Source organism: Vibrio sp. OPT20 (assembly GCF_963889365.1).
GTDB classification, from domain to species: Bacteria; Pseudomonadota; Gammaproteobacteria; order Enterobacterales; family Vibrionaceae; genus Vibrio; species Vibrio splendidus.
On the sequence record NZ_CAWPOA010000078.1, the window covers coordinates 244,967 to 266,960 of the forward strand.

Genomic DNA, 21,994 nt, shown 5'->3' on the forward strand with positions numbered 1-21,994 from the left:
CAAAACGCCCAATTCAATTGAGTTGGGCGTTTTTATATTTGAAGCACTCTAGCTTTTAGAAAAGAAGATCTCGGGCTTGTGGACCGGGCCATAGTTGCCTTCTAGCTGAGTAAGCTCTAATCCTTGCTTTCCGATCAGAGAACCGACCAATTGGCGGTTAAACGGGTAGCTGTCGGGGTTGTTAATATACTCTTCAACATCTATCCATTTAGCTTCTGCAATTTCATCAGTGTCTTGAATCGCGATATCTTGAGTTTGAGCGATAAGGTGACAAATAAAGTATAGGTTTGATTTGCCAAACTGATACGGGTGTCTTGTCGCCATGCCAACCACCGAAACGAATGTGGCTTCGATACCGGTTTCTTCCAAGGTTTCTCGAACAACCGATTCCTCAATACCTTCACCCAACTCAATATGACCGCCAGGTAACTTGTAGCCTGTCATGCCATGCTCTTTAATCATCAGCACTTGGTTGTCTTCGTTAGTGATCAATGCGCCTGCACCCAAAGTGTGGGTAGGGATGAAAGGCACAAACTCTACAATCTCGGATTTGTGGATCAGCGTAATTTCGTCTTCTAGACAGTTGTGAAACACAAAGCCAAGCTCAGTCGCCACCGGAATAAGGTGCGAGAGTGAAATAGGTAAACTAATCCAAATGATGCCTTTGTTATTCTGCTTTGAAAATTCGGTGATCTCGCTGAGTTCGGCATTGAAAGAGTCAGCATCGTGAGGGGCTGTTGCTGGGTCGATGATGATGCCGTTAAATTTGTCGAGCGTAAATTCCACGAGTGATCCTTTATTATTTTTGATTTATTGGGCGTCGAGCATAGGTGCAGCTTATCTTATCTCAAGAGCTTATAAAACCTGCTCTGCTTGTAGCATTTTTAAGAGCACGGCAGTGGTGGGTAAAAAGTGAGGGAGAGTATAAAGCGGGCGGCTTGAAACAAAAATTACGCTAGAAACAAAAACTGCGCTTGGAAGCCAAAGCGCAGTTTTAAAATAGGGTTTATTTGGATTCGACTCTAACGAATATAGTTTGCATCAACACTTACGTACCAGTGCTGAAGCTTGCCGTCAGATTTTTTGATCCACAAATCGTTGGTGTAGCTATCAATCTTGCCGTTAACCGTAAGGTTGAATGTGTTCTCGTCGAATTCGCCAAGCTTCACGAACTGGTCCGTGGTAATCAGGAACGGTTCCATGTCGTCTACGCCAACCACATCTGAAATCACATAGTAGTGGTAAGTCAGTGGCTTGCTCGCATCATTCGGGTTGCTGCGGTACGCCACAAGCTTGAATGGTTCCGTTAATGGAACGTCGAGCGTTTGCTTGTCCATGGTCGCTGGAATCGGGATAAACAGCCAAGCGGTAAACAGACCGCTCAATAAAACCATCAGGAAGAAAAGAGTCTTAATTGCTTTCATAGCAACCTTCAAAATAGGTGATGTTGAAGGCGCTATGGTAACAGGTTTGATTTGCTGATTGTAAGAGTATGAATAAGTGAACGCGACACCTGTCTGTTAGGAAATTTGAACGAATTGATACACTGTTCATAAGTCACTATCTACACTAGTGCGAGTGACCTTGCGACAGGTTGATCATCACAACACCAGCCGCAACGAATAACATGCCGATCCACACCATGGTATCGAGGTGCTGGCGGTAAACAAACGTAGAAATCAGGCTCACGGTTACGATAGCTAAACCTGCCCACAAAGAGTGAACCACACCAACTGGCATCCCTTTCATAGCTTGGCTCAAAAATAGAAATGCCGCCAAGTGTCCTGAAATCACCAATAAAGCAGGGATAGGTTTAGACAAGCTGAAGCCGTCGGTTGCTTTAAGTGCTACGTGAGAAAGTGCTTCCGCCATCACGCCCATCATTAAGAAAAACCAGCTCATAGTCGTACCTTTTAGTTGTATTGTTTTTGTTGGTATAGCGGGGTGCTTGAAAGTGTGAATCGTTGTTGCTGCTATTAAGTAACAGCGGGCTTGCCCAAACAGCAGGCACAAAAAAGCCCACACCTCACGCTTTTGCAAGGTGTGGGCTAAATCGGTGTGACTACTTGTTTAGGTAAGCAGCGTGGAACTCAATATGCTCATCAATAAAGCTAGAGATGAAGAAGTAGCTATGGTCGTAACCTGGCTGCATACGTAGCTCTAAATCGGCATTGGTTACCTTAGCCGCTTCGACTAATTGCTCAGGTTTAAGCTGCTCAATTAGGAAGTTGTCCGCTTCGCCTTGGTCAACCAACATTGGTAGCTTAGTGCCTTTGGTTTTTAGAAGCTCAGAGGCATCGTAGTGTTTCCACTCTTCAATATCTAAGCCTAGATATTGGTTGAATGCTTTTTGTCCCCAAGGGCATTGCATTGGGTTGGTGATTGGGCTGAATGCCGAGATAGAACGGTAGCTATCTTCGTTTTTAATACCAATCGTTAGGGCACCGTGTCCGCCCATGCTGTGACCTGAAATGGATTTCACAGACGTTACTGGGAAGAACGATTCAATCAAAGCTGGGAGCTCTGTTACCACGTAATCGTACATGTGGTAATGGCTGTCCCATGGTGCTTGAGTGGCATTCACATAGAAGCCTGCACCTTGGCCGAGATCGTAGCTTTCATTGTCGGCAACACCTTCGCCACGTGGGCTAGTATCGGGTGCGACAATCGCAATACCTTGCTCAGCCGCAGCTTTGAATGCGCCGGCTTTTTGCATGAAATTTTCATCGGTACAGGTTAAGCCTGATAACCAATACAAAACAGGAACTGGGTTTTCTTTGCTTGCATTTGGCGGCAAGAAAATCGCAAAACGCATGTTGCAGTCAAGCGTTGCAGAAAAGTGGGTGTATTGTTTGTGCCAACCACCAGCAACCTTTGCTTGGCTAATGTTTTCGACTGTCATCTATTGTGCTCCGTTAGGTTGATGGTTTTGGGGAATAACATGTCTATATCATTTAAAGTTTCACCACCCACCGGGCAGGAGGTGGTGAAGACAGTTTCGCTCTGATGTTTAAGTCAGAACTGTGGTCTCGATACCGAGGCATCGAGACCAAGGGGAGTTATATCAATCACAGTAAGTAGATGGTCATCAATAGCGCAGGAAAAATGCTTGAGAACAAGGCAGAAATTTTCGATAAGTAGTTATTCTACAATCAAAATTTCTAACGCCGTTATCGAGTGTTTTAACAAGCTAGAATGAGCAGTTATTTACTACGATTGGTATTATTTATCCATATGTAGAACAGTACGGATAGATTCACCTTTGTGCATTAGGTCGAATGCTTCGTTAACGTCTTGCAGACCCATAGTGTGAGTAATGAACTCTTGAAGACCAAACTCACCTGCCATGTAGCGGTTAACGATTTCTGGAAGCTCAGAGCGGCCTTTAACACCACCGAAAGCAGAACCACGCCATACACGACCAGTCACTAGTTGGAATGGACGAGTTGCGATCTCTTGACCTGCACCCGCAACACCAATGATGACTGATTCGCCCCAACCTTTGTGGCAGCACTCAAGTGCTTGACGCATCACGTTTACGTTACCGATACACTCGAACGAGTACTCAACACCGCCGTCTGTCATCTCAACGATAACGTCTTGGATTGGCTTGTCGAATTTAGTTGGGTTGATGCAATCAGTCGCGCCAAGCTGTTTTGCTAGCTCGAATTTGCTCTCGTTGATATCTACACCGATGATGCGGTCAGCACCAGCCATGCGAGCACCAATGATTGCAGAAAGACCGATACCACCTAGGCCGAATACAGCAACGTTGTCGCCTTTTTCAACTTTAGCTGTGTTCAGTACCGCGCCCATACCCGTTGTTACACCACAACCTAGAAGACAAACTTCTTCAAGTGGTGCTTCTTTGCTTACTTTCGCTAGTGAGATTTCTGGAAGTACTGTGTACTCAGAGAAAGTCGAGCAGCCCATGTAATGGAAAATCGTTTCGCCATTAATAGAAAAGCGGCTTGTACCGTCTGGCATTAGGCCTTTACCTTGCGTTTCTCGAACGGCTTGGCATAGGTTAGTTTTACCAGATTTACAGAATTTACATTCGCCACATTCTGCTGTGTAAAGTGGGATAACGTGGTCGCCAATCTCAACACTTGTAACGCCTTCGCCGATCATCTCAACGATGCCGCCACCTTCGTGACCAAGAATTGAAGGGAAGATACCTTCTGGATCGTCACCAGATAATGTGAATGCGTCAGTGTGACAAACACCAGTAGCAACGATGCGAACTAGAACCTCACCAGCTTTAGGAAGTTGTACATCAACTTCTTCCATTTTTAGTGGCTCGCCAGCTGCCCATGCAACCATTGCTTTTGATTTGATATGCGTTTGACCAGGTTTAATTTCGATTGTCATTGGATGTTTCCTATATATGTCAGTACAGCGGATAACTGTGCAATTAAATTCAACCCGTTAAGCGTAGTTGAGCTTAATTGTTTCCGCTCTCTCGTTTTGTTGGAGCTAGTATAGGTGTGAGTACGAGTTTTGATAATCCCCTTAAATAGAAAATGATTATTACGTATTTGTAATAATTGGTGTATTCAGAAGAGTTCTGAAAGGAGGGTTAGTTACTCAGAAAATCTAAGGACACAGTAAACAGGAACTATGTAGGCAAGACATTTATTAGAAACAAATGGGACGTAAGCTTTCCGCCTATTTTCTCGTTGCGGACTCAAACATGCTTTTATCTCTCCCACCTCGAGTGATGCTGTCACTGGCCATCGTGCTTGAAGTTGTCGCAACTTCTCTATTACCTAAAACGCAAAAGTTTACTTCTTTGCCCGCGACTGCCGCAGTGCTGGTCGGTTATGGCTTTGCTTTCTATCTGTTGTCTCTCACGGTGCAAACCATGTCTTTGGGTGTGGCGTATGCGATTTGGTGTGGGGCAGGGATTGTATTAGTCGCAGCATTGTCTTGGCTGGTCTACGGGCAAAAACTCGATATCTTCGCGATCATCGGTATCGCTTTGATTTTGGCAGGTGTTGTGATTATTAACTTGTTTTCGACGTCGGTGAGTCATTAGGGGAGCTAGTTGTGTTATGCGTGAGGGGGGCACAACTTTGTGACTCGTTATGTACGCAACACAGGAGTTTCAGCTACTGAACTTGTTAAGTTTAACCCTCAAGAACTTATTCCTAGTTAACTTCTCAATAGTCGAGTTGGTTGATTCTCGACTGGTACATCCCTGCCCGTTTATTTGACAGATTGAATACTCTACACAATTTAGCGACGAGCCTTTCCCGACTAGAATTCACTCAAACGCAGTAAATATTCAACATATGCAACAATAAGCAATTCACTCGATTGACTTTCTTCTAACTTATTGATTTTATAAAAAGTCACAAAGAGAAGATCGCATTATCTTATTACTTGCTATTTAAAGGTCGCTATAGCGACTTTGCTACTACTTGTCATAGATTTTGTGGAAATCACAAGTTACACACATAAAGAATAATTATTACTTATACAACAGAGTCAGAGATGCGAATTTTAATTTTCTTAATAGTTTCTATTAGCTTGGCTGGGTGCACTCAAGATCGACATCAAGAAGATATTGAAGCAAAAAAAGCTGCATACTTTCAACAGGTAGAGCAAGGGGACGCTCATGGTCAATTTAATCTAGGCGTTATGTATGAAGACGGAAACGGTGTATCTCAGGACGATACACAAGCAGTGTCTTGGTATAGAAAGGCCGCAGAGCAAGGGCATGCAAGAGCTCAAACCAATTTAGGACGGATGTACAAAAAAGGCAGAGGTGTTTCCCAAGATTATGAAGAGGCGGTGTCTTGGTATAGAAAGGCCGCAGAGCAGGGGTATGCAAGAGCTCAAACCAATTTAGGATGGATGTACGACGAAGGCCGAGGTGTTTCCCAAGATTATGAAGAATCAGTGTCTTGGTATAGAAAGGCCGCAGAGCAGGGGTACGCGAGAGCTCAAACTAACTTAGGATGGATGTATAAAGAAGGCCGAGGTATTTCTCAAGATGATAAAGAGGCGGTGTCTTGGTATAAAAAGGCAGCTGAGCAGGGGGAGGCGAGCGCTCAAAACAATTTAGGATGGATGTACGACGAAGGCCGAGGTGTCTCTCAAGATGATAAAGAGGCGGTGTCTTGGTATAGAAAGGCCGCTGAGCAGGGGTACGCTAGAGCTCAAACCAATTTAGGATGGATGTACGAAAATGGCCGAGGTGTCTCTCAAGATGACAAAGAGGCGGTGTCTTGGTATAGAAAGGCCGCTGAACAGGGGTATGTAAGAGCTCAAACTAACTTAGGATGGATGTACGAAAAAGGCATCGGTGTTTCCTTAGATAACAAAGAAGCGGTGTCTTGGTATAGAAAGGCCGCTGAGCAAGGACATGCGAGAGCTCAAACTAACTTAGGATGGATGTATAAAGAAGGCCGAGGTGTTTCTCAAGATGATAAAGAGGCGGTGTCTTGGTATAGAAAGGCCGCTGAGCAGGGGTACGCGAGAGCTCAAACCAACTTAGGGTGGATGTACGACGAAGGCAGAGGTGTTTCCCAAGATGATAAAGAGGCGGTGTCTTGGTATAGAAAGGCCGCAGAGCAGGGGTATGCGAGAGCCCAAAACAATCTAGGCATTATGTACGACGAAGGCACAGGCGTTTCTCAAGGTGATAAAGAGGCTGTGTCTTGGTATAGACAGGCCGCAGAGCAGGGGTATGCGAGAGCCCAAAACAATCTAGGCATTATGTACGACGAAGGCAGAGGTGTTTCTCAAGGTGATAAGGAGGCGGTGTATTGGTATAGAAAGGCCGCTGAGCAGGGTTATACGAGAGCTCAAACCAATTTAGGATGGATGTACGAAAAAGGCCAAGGTGTTTCTCAAGATGATAAAGAGGCGGTGTCTTGGTATAGAAAGGCTGCCGAGCAAGGGCATGTGCTAGCTCAAAACAATCTAGGTGTTATGTACGCAGAAGGCAGAGGTGTCTCTCAAGATGACAAAGAAGCGGTGTCATGGTTCAGAAAAGCCATTCAGCAGGGTTCTGTTGATGCTCAAAACAATTTAGGCGTTATGTACAGAGAAGGCCGAGGTGTTTCTCAAGATGATAAGGAGGCGGTGTCTTGGTATAGAAAGGCCGCTGAGCAAGGACACGCGCTAGCTCAAAACAATCTAGGCGTTATGTACGAAGAAGGCCGAGGTGTTTCTCAGGACTATAAAGAAGCGGTGTCTTGGTATAGGAAGGCCGTCGAGCAAGGACATGCGCTAGCTCAAAACAATCTAGGCGTTATGTACGGAGAAGGCCGAGGTGTTTCCCGAGATGATAAAGAAGCGGTGTTTTGGTATAAAAAGGCCGCTGAGCAGGGGCATGCGAGAGCTCAAAACAATTTAGGATGGATGTACGACAAAGGCATCGGTGTTTCTCAAGATGATCAAGAGGCGGTGTCTTGGTACGGAAAGGCCGCTAAGCAAGGACTTGCGACAGCTCAAAACAATCTAGGCGTTATGTACACAGAAGGTCGAGGTGTTTCTCAAGATGATAAAGAGGCGGTGTCTTGGTATAGAAAGGCCATGGAGCAGGGTGATGTAGATGCTCAAAACAATCTAGGTGTTATGTACGCAAAGGGCACCGGTGTTTCTCGAGATGAAAAAAAAGCGGTGTCTTTGTACACAAAGGCAGCTGAGCAAGGACTTGCGACAGCTCAATACAATCTTGGATCAATGTACGCAGAAGGTAAAGGTGTGACTAAAAACGATAAAACATCTTACATGTGGTTAAAATTAGCTCAATATAATGGCAAGGAAGGGATGCAAAACGACTTCGATATAATGACTAAAAGAATGACATTAATCGATGTCAATGAGGCGAAAAAAAGAGCTAAAATATGTTTGGAATCTGATTACATTCGATGTAATTAAATATAACCTTCATGCAACGTCGATAGTTGATTGAACTTAACTGCACTTAATCCGCACCGAGATTTAGACATATGACAGGCTCCCGATAGGGAGCCGTTTTCACACGACAAAGTCAATACGAAGGGTGAATTTCTTCTGGCTACACCGCTAAAGGCTTTTTATTCAATAATAGTGGTTTGAACGGAACCGTATTTAGTCGGCATCTAAACCAACCTTTTACTAGTGCGATTTTACGCATCGTGCTCGCTCTCCAATACTCACTTTTCCATACCTTTAGTTATCCACGAATTGCTAATTTAGAGTAAGTCCTGAGACACTTTTGTCCAACAATGATCAGGGCTACCCTTCCTCACCCCCCAACACTGCCACAAACGCATCTAAATACTGTTCGATAGTCAGATCCGCAGATACTGGCGGCAGCTCTACAGTAATGCACGGCAGGTTTCTTTCCTGACACCATGTGCCGAATGAGCCTGGGGTTTCGTAATCCACGTCTTCGACGAGCGGTAGGTTGAACTGCTTGCTTAGCCAAGTGGCAAGTTCCGATTGGGTTGGGTCGTCGACCATGGCGAGTGGTTCGTGGAAAGAGATGACGAACTTGGATTTGCGCTGCTCAATGAGGTTGATGAGTGACTGCACTTCAGGTTCAAGTTGGTTGGCTTGTCCCGTTTTAACTTTTACGTCTCTGACCGGTGTGTGAGAACTCCAGCGATAGACAGTGCCGTTTTCTGTCCAATTTTGCGTTGGGAAGGCGCGGTTTAAATCGACTTGATTGGCGTTAGCTCGAGTGCCTAACTGATTGCCGTCTGGGTTCATCGACAGAATCACATCGTGTCGTAAATTGGCGGCTGACAAGCTTCTCAGGGCGCAAGACAAACCTGCGATAGAAGCGGTTTCATCACCGTGTGTGCCTGCTAAAATTAGCCCACGAGATTCGCTTTCTATTTGCGCGGGGAAATAGAGCAAAGGCGCACCCAACACTGATTTTCCATATGACAGCGGCTTTATTGAAAACGCAGCTCTTTCCGTTCTTGGAATTAAACTCACCTTAATCTCCTGATTGATCAAGTACTATCAAGTATTCACTATTGGCTATATTAATCATTAACTAAGTCCATTAGATGAACCCCTTTAAATAAACCATAGCGTCAAAACTCGTCAACCGTCGCATTGTTAATTTTATTACTTTGCTTCAAAGATAGGCTAGGAGAGCAAAAAAACATGGATTTTAAAAAACATTCAACGGCTTTACTCATTTCATCTTTATTGACCCCTTTTATATCAGTGACTGCCGTTGCTGAAAGCTTACCTGCCGGTGTTTCACTGGCAAAAGAGCAACATTTAGTTCGTGCTAACGATGCAGAAGCGGCGACGCTTGACCCTGCGAAAGCAGAAGGCTTGCCGGAAATGCACATTCTACGTGACCTATTTGAAGGTTTAGTGATTCAAGATCGCGATGGCAACATCACCCCAGGTGTCGCGGAGTCTTGGGAAACCGAAGACAACCAGACGTTTGTATTCCATCTGCGTAAAGACGCGAAATGGTCGAATGGCGATCCGGTGACGGCCGATGATTTCGTGTACGCGATAAGACGCGCGGTCGACCCGAAACTGGCTTCGCCAAACGTGTGGTATCTCAAGCTCACCAGAATCAATAACATTGCTGACGTGGCAGAAGGTAAGAAGCCCGTTGAAGATCTCGGTATCTCAGCTGTCGATAAACACACGGTGAAGTTCGAGCTCGATAGCAAGGTACCTTACTTTGTGGCGATGACAGGCCATACATCGATGATGCCCGTTCATAAGGCAACGCTAGAAAACAGCGATAAGCCGTGGAGTGACCCTAAACAGTTTGTCGGTAATGGTGCGTTTGTATTGGACGAGTGGGTGATTAACGAACGCATTGAACTGAAGAAGAATCCTAACTATTGGGACAGTTCAGATACCAATCTAACCCAAGTGACTTACATCCCGTTTGAAAACCAGAATGCGTCGATCAACCGTTATGCGGTGGGCGAGGTGGATATCACGTCTGATGTGCCGACACACATGGTGCAGCAGCTTAAAGCCAAATACCAAGATGCATTTACCGCGGTGCCGCTGCTGTGTACTTATTACTACGCGTTCAATACCACACGACCTCCATTCGATGACGCGCGAGTACGTAAAGCGGTGTCTTATTCCATGATGCGTGATGTGATCACTAACGGTGTCACTCAGGTGGGTAACCTACCGGCTTATACCTTTGCTCATGAGTACACGGCAGGCTTTGATGCGACTCAGCCTGAATACAGCACATGGACTCAAAAGGAACGTGACCAAAAGGCAAAAGAGCTGTTGAAAGAAGCGGGGTACGATGCAGCTAACCCATTGGATTTCAAACTGCTCTACAACACCAGTGAGTCGAACAAGTCGATTGCTGTGGCTATCGCTTCAATGCTCAAAGGCAACCTAGGCGCGCAAGTTGAGTTGGAAAACCAAGAATGGAAATCTTATCTAGTATCACGTCGCCAAGGTGATTTTGATGTGATGCGGGCTTCTTGGTGTGGTGATTATAATGAGGCATCGACCTTCTTGAGCCTACTGCGTTCTGAATCTTCAGGTAACTTTGCGCGTTACAGCAACGATAAGTACGATTTAGCAATGGACAGCGCACTGTCAGCAACCAACGAGCAAGATCGTCAAGGTTTCTATGATCAAGCAGAGCAGTTACTGGCTGAAGATATGCCTATCGCACCCATCTATTACTACATGCAGGCTCGTCTAGTACGACCAAGTGTGGGTGGCTTTGCAAAGAACAACGTGGAAGGGCGCATCTATTCTAAAGACCTCTACATCAAAGAATAGATAGGCCGGATGCGAGTTCTGGCATTTCGCATAACAATATGAAATAGAAGAAAAGGGACGTTGATCATAAATATCTGATCAACGTCCCTTCGTCATTAATCTGTAACGGTAACCGCAAAAAACTGAAACCTGATTGAAGTATTTTTCACTTTTATTTCAATCAGGTGAAGCCATGTTACCCCCTTTACGCGCTCTTGTTGCGTTCGAAGCTGTTGCTCGTCTTGGTTCCATTGGCGCGGCTGCCCGAGAGCTTTGTGTCACGCAAGCGGCGGTTAGCCAACAGCTCAAAAGTTTAGAAACCTTCCTCGATACCACCTTGTTTGAACGCAGCTCTAAAGGCGCAAAGCTGACGTCAGCTGCTCAGCATTATCAACCGATTGTGGCAGGTTCACTTGCTCACCTTAAATTGCAGACTCAGATCTTGTTCGGTGAAAAAGAAACCGACGTGTTGAGCCTGCGCGTAAACCACACCTTTTGTCATAACTGGCTGTTACCTCGCTTGCCATCCTTCTATAAGAAATACCCTTTTATCAGGCTCGATATTCAGCTGGTGGACTGGCCATCAACCAATCCTTGTCAGAATGTCGATATCGAGCTGACCAACGGCAAGGTCGAAAGCGAAGACACCCATAGCGAGCGACTGTTTCAAGAACATTGGCAGTTAGTTTGCAGCCCTCAATTCAAATCCGAGCATCAAGAATTACTCAGCAAGCATGACTTTGTTGCTCTGCCGACGGTTCAGGTCAAAGGCTACCGAGAGAATTGGTTGCAATGGCTCGGCCATAACCAATTCGAGATGACATTACCTAAGGTTCTGCTCGAAGTGAGTAACTCTTTACATGCCTTAGAAGCGGTTAAGCACGGTATTGGAATGTTGCTGGTGCGTTCGCTCGCGGTGTCTGAATTGCTCAAGAAAGAAGACCTGGTATTGGCAAGCGAATCCTCGATGCCTGCAGAATCTGCCCATTATCTGATTACTAAACACAGTCGTAGCGCGAAGGTGAATTTCTTCTGTGATTGGCTTTATCACCAGATGGAAGACGGTGAACTGGAGTAAAGATTTTCTTATGGATAGCCATAAAAAAAATGAGGGGCCCTCTTACTAACCTGTCATAAAAAACACTTAGTTTAACCGCATACAAATAAGGACGAGGTCACCATGAGTGCTTTCTCACAACCAATGAAAAACCGCTTAAAGGTACTGTTATTTACCGCACCGTTGTTGGTGCCACTGTTTACTTTTTGGCTCGTACCATTTGGTTATTCAATTTATATCAGCTTCACCGATTGGGATTACATCTCGCCAGATTATTCATTCATCGGTTTAGAAAATTACGAGTACATGGTTGAGGACTACGAGTTCATTCAAGCGGTGCTCAACACGTTTTGGTTCTCGGTCGGTGTGGTGATTCCAACCATCATTCTTGGGCTTGTGTTTGCGATGTTACTGCACAAAAACTTCAAGGGCAGCCAGTTCTATCGTGCGGTGATCTTCTCCCCTTGGATCACGCCAACGGTGGCGGTGTCGATTGTTTGGTCTTGGGTGTTCGAGACGAGGTCGGGCTTGGCAAACCACTTATTAGAGTCGGCTGGGTTTAGCGCGATTCCATGGTTAGAGAACGGAAACACAGCCTTGATTGCGGTGATTATCGTGACGGTTTGGCAGGCGATTGGTTGGACGATGCTGTTCTACATCAGTGCGCTCAACAAGATTCCTGAGTCTCTGTACGAAGCTTCTTTGATTGATGGTTGCAGCAGCTTAACGCGATTTTTGAAGATAACGCTGCCACTGATTTCACCAACTACGTTCTTCTTGGTGGTGGTCAATATTATTACGGCAATGCAGGCGTTCGATCAGTTTCAGATCTTAACGCAAGGCGGCCCAGGCGGTGAGACACGTACCTTGTTGTACTTGTTCTACCAACAAGCATTTGAGCGTTACGAAATGGGACCTGCGGCCGCGACATCGTTAGTGATATTCCTGATTACTGGATTGTTGGCACTTATTAATACCTACATCGGCAAGCGCTGGGTGTACTACTAGTCGATTTTTGAAAGGACAGAATTATGACCACGCAAGTATTGGATGCCAATCAAGTCTTAACTCAAAGAGCGGCTGAATCTAAAGTCACAGCCCAAACGAAAGCGGCCAAATCAGAGATTGCGTCAAAGAAAAGCTCACTGGATCGCCGTTCGTTTATCGCACTGGCTAAGCACCTTTTCTTAGCGACCTGCGGAACCATCATGGTATTCCCGTTCCTATGGATGCTGTCTGGTTCACTGAAAAGCAACGATGAGATCTTTGCTAACCCGCTGGACTTGATTCCAGAGCAGTTTCGTTGGGAAACGTTTGTGGAAACCTTTCACAGCGCACCGTTTGGCTTGTACATCTTCAACAGTTTTAGCGTGGCTTTGTTCACTACGCTGTTGGTGATTGTGAATTCAGCGATGTTTGCATATGCGTTGACTCAGCTGAAGTTTCGCTCGAAGACGGTGCTCTATTTTATCGTGATGGGCTGTTACATGTTGCCGGGCGCAGTGACGTACATTCCGTCTTATATCACGTTGGCAAAACTGGGCTTGTTGGATTCACACATGGGCTTAGTGGCGTCGAACGCGGCGTCGGTTTTCGGTGTGTTTTATCTACGCCAAGTGTTTATCAAGGTGCATCCGTCGCTGATTGAAGCGGCACGAATTGATGGTGCAGGTGAGCTCAAAATCTTATGGGCAATCATCTTACCGCAATGCCGAGCAGCAGTCGCAACACTGTTCCTCATCACTTTTATTACCAATTACAACAGCTACATGTGGCCAAGTTTGGTTATTACCACTCAGGAACTTAACCTGATTGCGACCGGGATTCGTCACTACTTTATTGCCGAAGGTAACTATGGATTGAACTGGTCGCAAATTATGGCGGCGAGCACCATTGCAGTATTGCCTTTGTTAATTCTATTCGTCATTTGTCAAAAGACGATTCTTTCAGGTATCGCCGATAACGGCGTAAAAGAGTAAACGGAAATGAAATTAAAAACTCTCGCACTAGTGTGTGCTGGCGCAGCAAGCGCGTCTATGTTCCCTAGCAGTGTTCTTGCCGCAACCGAAGTTAACTTCTGGTATTCCGGTGGTACTAAGCCACAGCAAATGATGACTAAGCTCATCGAAGAGTTCAACGCGAGTCAAGATGAGTATGTGGTGAAGCCAGCTTTGCAAGGCAACTACACGGAAACCTACCAGAAGCTGCAAGCAGGTCTAGCGTCTAGAACGGCACCTGAACTTGTGCTGCTAGATTAAGGTCGTGCGGAAGCGATGCACGGACGTGGTTTGAGCCGTGACCTAACGCCGTTCATGGATGAAGAGTTCAACTTCTCTGATTTCATTGGCGCGTTTAAAGACCAAGTGACGGCAGACGACGGCACTATCATTGGCCTGCCTGCTTACGGTACAACTCAAGTGTTCTACTACAACAAACAGGTATTGGCAGATAACGGCTTTACTGAGCAAGACTTAAACATATGGCAAGGCGTGGCTAAGGTCGCGGAGAAAGTTACCCAACGTGATGACAAAGGCAACGTGACCTTTTACGGCTGGGAGCCGATGTGGGGCCAAGACAACATGATTGATGCGGCTTTCTCTAACGGCGCGAAGATCATCAGTGATGATGGCAAAACAGTGTTAATCGATTCAGCTGAATGGGTTGAGGTGTGGGACAGTTTCCGTAAGTGGATCCACGACGATCAAATCATGCGTATTCACTACGGCGGTCAAGGTTGGGAATACTGGTACAAAACCATCGATGACGTCATGAAAGACAACGCGTTGGGTTACACAGGTTCATCGGGTGACCAAGGTGATTTGGACTTCACTAAGCTTTCAGCAACCACACAGCCAGGTTGGGGATCAAACCCTTCTGCTCCACAAGCGGGTGCGCTGGTTTACGTGATGCCAAAAGGCACAGACGAAGCAGCAGCCAAAGGTGCATTCGAGTTTGTTGAGTTCTACACCAATGCGAAGAACACCGCAGCATGGTCAATGTTCACGGGTTACATCCCAGTACGTAACAGTGTTTCTGAAGTACCAGAATACCAAGCGTTCACTAAAGATAACCCGCAAGCTCTGATTCCTTTGAAGCAAGCGAACACAGCGACCAAAGACTTCCTAGACCCTACCAACGGTAAGATCATGGACGCTCTGAAAGTGGCAGCGGATCAGATTCAAATCCAAAACGTGCCAGCTGACCAAGCGCTAAAACAAGCGGCGAAGAAAGCACAACGCGCACTAGACCGAGCGAATCGTTCTTAATCAGTAAAGTTATTAGCTCTTATTTATTAAAAGCAAAGAGTTATTAGCAATGAATAGTTGTTAACAGCGAATAGCTATTAATAGCGAACGATGAACTAACAAAGGCCCATCTATTCGGGTGGGCCTCTTTTTACCCAGTCCTTCAATTAGGACGAATTTGGTGAAGACAATGACCCAATTTCAAGGAGAGCTGCCGTTTGGCAGAGTGCGTATCCCCTTTGATGTGCCAGCAGGTTCTCACTGCGTAACCATTACTGGTACGACGGTGACAAAAGGATTCTTATACGCAGCGGCCTACGATGCCAACCACGCATTTCGTGGCAAGGTGTTGTTTGAAAAGGCGCACAAGTCACTTACGATTCAACCGAAAAATTCTGGTCTAGGCGCTATTGATGGTGCGATTCCATCAGGTGAGTGGTTCTTAGAGCTTTACAATCTTGAGGGTGAGTTCCGCACCGAGCGTGCGATGCAGTATCAAGTCGATGTGCTGTGCTCTGATGAGTTAGTTAATCATTCTAATGAGCTAGGTACTGACGGAATTGAGAGTGAGCTAGAACTGAGCCCAACAGTCACAACTGAGCACGATATCGAGTTCGATTACAGCCACATGTTGAGCTCTGATTCTCGCTGGTATAAAGGCGATTTACACGCCCACACTCAGCTTTCTGATGGCCATAACACCTTGGCAGCGGCTAAAGATATTGTCGAATCACAAGGGCTCGATTTTTTCTTCTTTACCGAGCACAACATCTGCCAACCTAAGCTACCTGTTTCTAATCAGTGTTTGTTCTTACCCGCGTTAGAAATCACGACTGATCTCGGGCACTTCAATGTGCATGGGCCGGTTAAGTCTTTGGACCTTAGAGACGTTGAACACAGCAGCCAAGCGACCATGGAAGCGGGATTGAGTTTAGCGAAAAGTGGACACAGTTCCCTTGGCATTAATCACCCTATGATGAAGCCGTGGCATTGGCATTACGATCAAGTGGATCTAAGCCAAGTGTCTACGTTTGAAGTGTGTTGTGATCCAACTTGGTCGACTTCACCGAAAGCGACCGAAGAGGCGTTATTGGTGCTCAATGAAATGTGGAATTGTGGCCAGCGTATTACCGCGATTGGCGGCAGTGATTCACATCTTGAACCGCATGAACGCAATCCAAAATCGGATGAGCCTTCTATTTACGGTGACCCATCAACCTTCGTTTACAGCCATGGTTTGAGTGGCGAAGGCATCTTGTCTGGTATGCGTAACGGACAAGTGTATTTAGAGCGTCGTTGCGGCTTGAAGTTTGATATCAATTTGGGTGACTTGCTGCCGGGTAACGACTCTCAAGGGCAGGCGCTTAGTTATCGTATCGCAGTCACTGATTCAGAAAACCCTTACTACGCGGAGTGCGTGGTGGATGGTGAGATTGTCGATCGAATCGCTTTGAGTGATGAGCTCCAAAGTATCCATATTGAGGAAGGGTACCGTTGGTGTCGAGTCGATATTCGTCGTGGAGATCTTCCATTCTCAACAGGATCGAACAGCACTCAATCTTCATCTATTAATAATGAATTTGAAGGCTGCATCAATGCCGTATTCGACGGCAAACAACCAGAATTTAACCAACCCCTAGTGCGTACTTGGGGAGAACTAATGGAGCGCATGAGCCGTGATGAAATTTAAGGCGATGTTATTTGATAAAGACGGCACATTGTTAGAGTTTCACAAGATGTGGCTTAACGTTTCTCGTGGTGCCTGTGACCGCGTGAAATCCTTCAGTGATCAGCATCAAGGTAATCAAACTGTCACACCTGCTGAGTTACTCTTAGCCATTGGTGTTGAAGGTGATGTGGTTGATAACTATGGATTATTAGCCTCAAACCCAGTGGAAGATACCGCGACAGCGTGGTTCAACATACTGCAACCCAATGTCTCGCTCGCTGAGTTTACTAAGGTGACCAAAACCGCTTTCAATGACGAAGTGGAAGAGAATCCAAGTTGGATAGAAGCCCTACCGGGTGTGACTGAAAAGCTCGGTCTGTTCAAACAACAAGGCATGATTTTAGGTATCGCGACTGCGGATACCAAAGATTCGACCATCTACACCTTAGAGCAATCGGGTTTGAGCGAGATGTTCGATTATGTTGGTTACTCCGATGGTGATATCGAACCTAAGCCAGCGCCCGCATTACTTAACGCATTCTGTGAAAAATGCGGCATTGAGCCACATGAAGTGATCATGTTTGGTGACACGGTTTCGGACATGGAATTTGGCCGTAATGCAGGCGCAAGCAATGTTGGTGTACTAACGGGTACGGCGCAACACTGCGAGTTAGAGCCTGTGGCGGATCTGGTCATCGCATCGGTAGCCCATTTTGAGCTCAATCAACTGCAAGAACGTGGCTAAAACGTTTAACGACAGATTCCAAAGATAGTATTTAACGAATTGATTTAAGGACAGGTTATGGCTGAAGTCACACTGAGAGGGGTAGAGAAAACCTACCCAAATGGTTTTAAGGCCGTGCATGGTGTCGATCTTAATATTCGCGAAGGCGAGTTTATGGTGTTTGTTGGGCCGTCTGGCTGCGCAAAATCCACGACACTTCGTATGATTGCGGGTCTTGAAGATATCTCAGAAGGCGATGTCTACATTGGCGATAAGCGTGTAAATGAGCTGCCACCCAAAGATCGTGGTATCTCAATGGTATTTCAGAACTACGCGCTTTATCCGCACATGTCGGTGTACGACAACATGGCTTTTGGCCTTAAACAACAGAAGCTGCCAAAGCACGAAATCAATGAACGTATTGAAGATGCAGCCAAGACTCTCGATATCGAACACCTGCTGAATAATAAGCCGGGTGAAATGTCGGGTGGTCAAAGGCAGCGTGTGGCTCTAGGTCGTGCGATGGTGCGTAAGCCGGATGTATTTCTGTTTGATGAGCCGTTGTCTAACTTAGACGCAAAGCTACGTGTGTCGACTCGTGTCAGTATTGCGCAGCTGCACAATAACCTGAAGCAAGAAGGGCAGAACGCCACCATGATCTACGTGACACACGATCAGGTGGAAGCGATGACTCTTGGCGATCGTATTTGTGTGTTGAATCAAGGTGAGATCATGCAGGTCGATACGCCAATGAACCTTTATCAGTACCCAGCAAACAAGTTTGTCGCGGGTTTTATTGGTTCGCCAGCCATGAACCTTATCAAGGTGAGAGTCGACGAGATTGACGGCGTAATGAATGTAGTATCAGAAAGTGGCGCACGTTGGACGCTACCACAAGACAAGCAAGCTATCGCGCGAGAGAAACTCGATGAGTGGCTGTGGTTTGGCGTTCGTCCTGAGCACATTCAACTGGCTAATCACGATGCGCCTTTGTCTGAAGTGAATACCCAAACGCACAGACTTGATGTGGTCGAGTCGATGGGTAATGAGCTGTATCTCTACTTTAAACTCGGTGTAGATAAGCTGGTGGCTCGCGTGCCTTTTGATGCTGACCGAATGGCGGAAAGTGGGCAAGAGACAATGCTTCATTTCAATACCTCACAATGTCATTTGTTTGACCTAGAGACAGAAGAAGTTCTAACTGAATAAGTCGATGTGTCGAATAGTCAAAACAAAAAAATCCCCGCTCAGATGAGAGTGGGGATTTTTCTTAGGGGGAGTATCAACAGGAGCTCGGTTTTGTGCTCGAGGCTTTTTTGTTGGAGATAGCTAAACACTCTTGAGGGTTAGAACCATTTAATGGCTCGGAATCGCAATCCTTTTTTCTAGCCAACGAACCGCTTGCGATACGACCAAAATAAGAACAAGGTACTCCAAAACCAGAAACGTATAGATCTCTAAAGGTAAATATTCGTTAACCACCAGCTCATTGGCTCGCCTTGTTAAATCACTCAAACCAATCACACTCACTAGCGAGCTCATCTTGAGGATATAAATAAACTGATTGCCCAAGGGAGGCAGTATTTGACGGAATGCCTGCGGTAGGATAACTAATCGCATTTTTTGCCAATAGGTCAATCCCAAGGATTCGGCCGCTTCATGTTGCCCACGATTAATCGCTTGAATCCCCCCACGGAACACTTCCGCCATAAAGGCGCTCTCGGCAATGGTCAATGCGATTACCCCTGCCCAGAAGTGGTTCAAAGAGACATCGAGTAATGTCGGCATTCCGTAATACACCCACAATAGCAATACCAGTACAGGGAGAGAACGAATCACCTCTACGTAAAGTCGATTAATTCCCTTGAGTACTGGTGAGCTTGAAAGCGCAGGAAAGGCGACCAATAGACCGAGAGCCATGGCAAAAAACATACTCAACAACGAAACCTGAATAGTCTCGCTAAAACCAGCCATCAAAAACTGAATATTAGTTCGTCCCTGCTCCGTCGACGGGTCGAGTACATACCATCCCCATTGATAATCTGAACATCCTGTCAGAAACAGCAGAGAAACTAGCGATAAGTGACGATAGTTCACATTTACTCCCAAAAACTCCATTTGTTATTGCCATGTTAACAACCAAATCTGTTTAATGGTTAATAATTAAAAATAATATCTACATTCATCACTCAGAAATCAGCATTCTTTAAAGGAATAAAAAATGAAAAAAAGCTTAATCGCATTAGGTATGTGCCTGCTTGCTTTTACACAAATCGCACATGCCCAAAGTCGTTTGCAGGAGATACTGGAGGCGGGAGTTCTTCGCGTTGGTACAACGGGGGATTGGAACCCAATGACAATGAAGGATCCTGCAACCAACAGCTACCGCGGCTTTGATATCGATGTCACGACTGAGTTGGCTAAAGACCTAGGCGTAAAAGTGGAATACGTCGCAACAGACTGGAAAACCTTGGTGAATGGCATCACGGCCAACAAATACGACGTGACTGGCAGCGCATCGCTCAACATGTCTCGAGCAAAAGTCGCTGGGTACAGCCAACCTTACTTCTATCTGGCTTTTGTCCCTGTCGTGCAAAAGAAAGACATAGAGAAGTTCTCCGATTGGAGTGACTTTGACAAAGCAGAAATCAAAGTTGCCGCCACGCTCGGCACAGTACAAGAAAAAATGGTGAAGGACTTCTTCCCATTGGCACAACACATCGTGATTGAAGCGCCGGCACGGGATTTCCAAGAGCTTTTAGCTCGCCGCGCTGATGTCTCCGTGACTTCAAACGTAGAGGCTGCAACCTTAGTAGAGAAGTTTAAACAACTCGCGATTGTTCCGGTGAAAGATCCACGTAAACCAACTCCAATTGCGATGCTACTACCACAAGATGATCAAGTTTGGATTAACTACATTAATCACTGGGTTGAACTGAAAAAGACGCAAGGTTTCTTTAAGCAAACCGCTGAGAAGTGGGGACTGAAGAGCATGTAGCACCACGATTCACTCATCAACCAGAGCCGCGATTAGCGGCTCTTTTTCATCAACAAGCACTTAAGATATTTCAGCCCACACGCGCCGAAACGTAACCTCATCTATAAAACCCTAAACAAATTATTCAGGCTCTCCGATTTATTCTGAAAAAGATAAAAAATCGGAGAATAACGATGAATGAAATAACACGATTATCAGCAGTTGTTGCGCTTGCCCTAAGCAGTGGGTAGGCGATATCTCGTCTGACATGAGTTAAAAGGTAAATCTTTGATATTACGAAGTAACATAACGTTTTGACATCTCAGTCACGGAATTATTTTTATGGTGAAGATAGAGAGAAAATTCAGTTTGAACAGAAACTATACTGACTGATTAAATTGATTCTAGATTGATGAAAAGAACATCAAAGCGATATTTGAGAAGAAAATAGAGCCCTTAGGGGGAAGGGCTCTTGAGTTAGGAGCTTGCTTTAATTTGGGTTACGCGACCACTAACGTCGCTGCTTTTTTCATTGCTTCTTTGGTTGAACACTCAATCACGTTCGCGTTAGCAAAGCGGTGAGCGTCTTTCACTTGAATATCGTGAGCCAAGATAACCAGTCTGGCGTTCGCGACATCTAGGTCGGTGATGCGATTCTTAATACCGTTTTGACCTTGAGTTTCTACCTTAATGTTAAGGCCTGCGGCTAAGCCTGCTTTCTCTAGTGCTTTCGCTGCCATGAAGGTGTGTGCAACACCAGAAGGGCAACATGTTACTGCGACGATGTCGTACTCGCCTTCGCCTGCTACAGGCGCCGCTTGAGCTTGTGCTGGCGCTTCAACCATGTCTTCTTCGGTTTCTACTGCTACAGGTTTCCAGAAGCCTACGATAACGGCTGTGGTTAGTGAGCCAAGCGCAATACCGACTACGTACATTGGAATGTTGCTTGATACTGGCGCAGTGATTAGGCCGCCCCACGGAGCGTGCAGTAGAACGTCTGTCATGAAGCCAAACACACAACCAACGATACCACCGGCAACGATTGAAGGAAGTACGCGCATTGGGTCGTTCGCTGCGAACGGGATAGCACCTTCAGAGATACCGATAGAACCCATGATTGCTGCTGCTTTACCTGCTTCTTGCTCTTGTTTAGAGAACTTGTTTTTGAATAGGAACGTAGCCAGTGCCATGCCTAGAGGTGGTGTACAAATTGCGATGCCTACGCCGCCCATTAACCAAGGTTGAGTGTCTACTTGAGTTTGAGCAAATAGGGTCGCTACTTTGTTGATAGGGCCGCCCATATCAAACGCCGTCATACCACCAAGGATTGTGCCCAGAACCATCTTAGATGCGCCAGCCATTGAAGCTAGGAACTCGTTCATTGAAGACATGAACAGCTTGATTGGCTCACCGATACCCCACAGTACGATACCTGCAGAGATTAACGTGCCTAGAAGCGGGTAGATGAAGTAAGCACCCAGCGCCGTCATGTTTGCAGAAAGCGGGATCTTCTTAAGTTGGAACACCACACCACCGGCGATGAAGCCTGCCACGATACAGCCAAGGAAGCCGCCGCCCATGTCAGCCATGATGCCAGAAGAGA

At 46.0% G+C, this 21,994-nt stretch carries 18 protein-coding genes and 1 pseudogene; 11 read left to right on the forward strand and 8 right to left on the reverse strand.

The features are described from left to right. Nucleotides 1–48 precede the first annotated feature (48 nt). From AACR09_RS18210 to AACR09_RS18230, 5 genes are all read right to left on the reverse strand, one after another. Nucleotides 49–786, reverse strand: a complete 738-nt coding sequence (locus AACR09_RS18210) for an NUDIX domain-containing protein (protein ID WP_193835509.1) — start codon at nt 784–786, stop codon at nt 49–51. Between the two features lie 236 nt (nt 787–1,022). Continuing rightward, nucleotides 1,023–1,424, reverse strand: a complete 402-nt coding sequence (locus AACR09_RS18215; RefSeq protein ID WP_102489290.1) for a hypothetical protein — start codon at nt 1,422–1,424, stop codon at nt 1,023–1,025. Between the two features lie 145 nt (nt 1,425–1,569). Next, the gene (locus tag AACR09_RS18220) at nt 1,570–1,902 is read right to left on the reverse strand and encodes a DMT family transporter (RefSeq protein ID WP_009846216.1); all 333 of its coding nucleotides are present in this window, start codon (nt 1,900–1,902) and stop codon (nt 1,570–1,572) included. A 160-nt stretch (nt 1,903–2,062) separates the two neighbouring features. Continuing rightward, a complete protein-coding gene (fghA, locus tag AACR09_RS18225) occupies nt 2,063–2,902 on the reverse strand; it encodes an S-formylglutathione hydrolase (RefSeq protein WP_193835510.1) in 840 nt (279 codons plus the stop codon). Between the two features lie 320 nt (nt 2,903–3,222). Further along, nucleotides 3,223–4,371, reverse strand: a complete 1,149-nt coding sequence (locus AACR09_RS18230) for an S-(hydroxymethyl)glutathione dehydrogenase/class III alcohol dehydrogenase (protein ID WP_017064961.1) — start codon at nt 4,369–4,371, stop codon at nt 3,223–3,225. 322 nt (nt 4,372–4,693) lie between these two features. Here AACR09_RS18230 and AACR09_RS18235 point away from each other — a divergent pair, with 322 nt between their 5' ends. Next, nucleotides 4,694–5,038, forward strand: a complete 345-nt coding sequence (locus tag AACR09_RS18235; protein ID WP_193835511.1) for a DMT family transporter — start codon at nt 4,694–4,696, stop codon at nt 5,036–5,038. 458 nt (nt 5,039–5,496) lie between these two features. After that, nucleotides 5,497–7,893 (forward strand): SEL1-like repeat protein, encoded by a 2,397-nt coding sequence (locus tag AACR09_RS18240; RefSeq protein WP_193835512.1) that lies wholly within the window; start codon nt 5,497–5,499, stop codon nt 7,891–7,893. A 339-nt stretch (nt 7,894–8,232) separates the two neighbouring features. On the opposite strand, the gene mpaA is transcribed toward AACR09_RS18240, so the two are convergent. Further along, nucleotides 8,233–8,940, reverse strand: coding sequence for a murein tripeptide amidase MpaA (gene mpaA / locus AACR09_RS18245; RefSeq protein WP_193835513.1), 708 nt, complete (start codon nt 8,938–8,940; stop codon nt 8,233–8,235). Between the two features lie 174 nt (nt 8,941–9,114). On the opposite strand from mpaA, the gene AACR09_RS18250 reads away from it, so the two are divergent. From AACR09_RS18250 to AACR09_RS18285, 8 genes and pseudogenes are all read left to right on the forward strand, one after another. After that, a complete protein-coding gene (locus tag AACR09_RS18250; protein ID WP_193835514.1) occupies nt 9,115–10,740 on the forward strand; it encodes an ABC transporter substrate-binding protein in 1,626 nt (541 codons plus the stop codon). A gap of 172 nt (nt 10,741–10,912) precedes the next feature. Further along, nucleotides 10,913–11,797: a LysR substrate-binding domain-containing protein gene (locus AACR09_RS18255; RefSeq protein ID WP_193835515.1), complete on the forward strand. Its 885-nt coding sequence runs from the start codon at nt 10,913–10,915 to the stop codon at nt 11,795–11,797. 102 nt (nt 11,798–11,899) lie between these two features. After that, a complete protein-coding gene (locus tag AACR09_RS18260; RefSeq protein WP_193835516.1) occupies nt 11,900–12,784 on the forward strand; it encodes a carbohydrate ABC transporter permease in 885 nt (294 codons plus the stop codon). A 23-nt stretch (nt 12,785–12,807) separates the two neighbouring features. After that, nucleotides 12,808–13,755, forward strand: a complete 948-nt coding sequence (locus AACR09_RS18265) for a carbohydrate ABC transporter permease (protein WP_193835517.1) — start codon at nt 12,808–12,810, stop codon at nt 13,753–13,755. Nucleotides 13,756–13,761: 6 nt separating this feature from the next. After that, nucleotides 13,762–15,042: pseudogene (locus AACR09_RS18270) on the forward strand (extracellular solute-binding protein). 169 nt (nt 15,043–15,211) lie between these two features. Next, nucleotides 15,212–16,711, forward strand: a complete 1,500-nt coding sequence (locus AACR09_RS18275) for a CehA/McbA family metallohydrolase (RefSeq protein WP_193835518.1) — start codon at nt 15,212–15,214, stop codon at nt 16,709–16,711. Further along, nucleotides 16,701–17,435, forward strand: a complete 735-nt coding sequence (locus AACR09_RS18280; RefSeq protein ID WP_193835553.1) for an HAD family hydrolase — start codon at nt 16,701–16,703, stop codon at nt 17,433–17,435. The genes AACR09_RS18275 and AACR09_RS18280 overlap by 11 nt, the downstream gene beginning before the upstream one ends. A gap of 57 nt (nt 17,436–17,492) precedes the next feature. Further along, the gene (locus tag AACR09_RS18285) at nt 17,493–18,623 is read left to right on the forward strand and encodes an ABC transporter ATP-binding protein (RefSeq protein ID WP_193835519.1); all 1,131 of its coding nucleotides are present in this window, start codon (nt 17,493–17,495) and stop codon (nt 18,621–18,623) included. Nucleotides 18,624–18,770: 147 nt separating this feature from the next. Here the strand turns inward: AACR09_RS18285 and AACR09_RS18290 are convergent, their stop codons facing one another. Next, entirely contained in the window at nt 18,771–19,511 is a 741-nt protein-coding gene (locus AACR09_RS18290; protein WP_029224469.1) for an amino acid ABC transporter permease, read from the reverse strand. Nucleotides 19,512–19,635: 124 nt separating this feature from the next. Between AACR09_RS18290 and AACR09_RS18295 the strand changes: the two genes are divergently transcribed. Next, complete coding sequence (locus AACR09_RS18295; protein WP_017083108.1) at nt 19,636–20,412, forward strand: transporter substrate-binding domain-containing protein; 777 nt, start codon at nt 19,636–19,638, stop codon at nt 20,410–20,412. A gap of 479 nt (nt 20,413–20,891) precedes the next feature. On the opposite strand, the gene AACR09_RS18300 is transcribed toward AACR09_RS18295, so the two are convergent. Then, nucleotides 20,892–21,994: fructose-specific PTS transporter subunit EIIC (locus AACR09_RS18300; RefSeq protein ID WP_228010752.1), on the reverse strand; the 1,103-nt coding region annotated here is incomplete at its 5' end.

Bases quoted from the DNA above. Each gene is read 5' to 3' on its own strand.
- AACR09_RS18215 (WP_102489290.1), bottom strand. From the start codon at position 1,424: ATGAAAGCAATTAAGACTCTTTTCTTCCTGATGGTTTTATTGAGCGGT.
- AACR09_RS18220 (WP_009846216.1), bottom strand. From the start codon at position 1,902: ATGAGCTGGTTTTTCTTAATGATGGGCGTGATGGCGGAAGCACTTTCT.
- fghA (WP_193835510.1), bottom strand. From the start codon at position 2,902: ATGACAGTCGAAAACATTAGCCAAGCAAAGGTTGCTGGTGGTTGGCAC.
- AACR09_RS18230 (WP_017064961.1), bottom strand. From the start codon at position 4,371: ATGACAATCGAAATTAAACCTGGTCAAACGCATATCAAATCAAAAGCA.
- AACR09_RS18235 (WP_193835511.1), top strand. From the start codon at position 4,694: ATGCTTTTATCTCTCCCACCTCGAGTGATGCTGTCACTGGCCATCGTG.
- AACR09_RS18240 (WP_193835512.1), top strand. From the start codon at position 5,497: ATGCGAATTTTAATTTTCTTAATAGTTTCTATTAGCTTGGCTGGGTGC.
- AACR09_RS18250 (WP_193835514.1), top strand. From the start codon at position 9,115: ATGGATTTTAAAAAACATTCAACGGCTTTACTCATTTCATCTTTATTG.
- AACR09_RS18255 (WP_193835515.1), top strand. From the start codon at position 10,913: ATGTTACCCCCTTTACGCGCTCTTGTTGCGTTCGAAGCTGTTGCTCGT.
- AACR09_RS18260 (WP_193835516.1), top strand. From the start codon at position 11,900: ATGAGTGCTTTCTCACAACCAATGAAAAACCGCTTAAAGGTACTGTTA.
- AACR09_RS18265 (WP_193835517.1), top strand. From the start codon at position 12,808: ATGACCACGCAAGTATTGGATGCCAATCAAGTCTTAACTCAAAGAGCG.
- AACR09_RS18275 (WP_193835518.1), top strand. From the start codon at position 15,212: ATGACCCAATTTCAAGGAGAGCTGCCGTTTGGCAGAGTGCGTATCCCC.
- AACR09_RS18280 (WP_193835553.1), top strand. From the start codon at position 16,701: ATGAAATTTAAGGCGATGTTATTTGATAAAGACGGCACATTGTTAGAG.
- AACR09_RS18285 (WP_193835519.1), top strand. From the start codon at position 17,493: ATGGCTGAAGTCACACTGAGAGGGGTAGAGAAAACCTACCCAAATGGT.
- AACR09_RS18295 (WP_017083108.1), top strand. From the start codon at position 19,636: ATGAAAAAAAGCTTAATCGCATTAGGTATGTGCCTGCTTGCTTTTACA.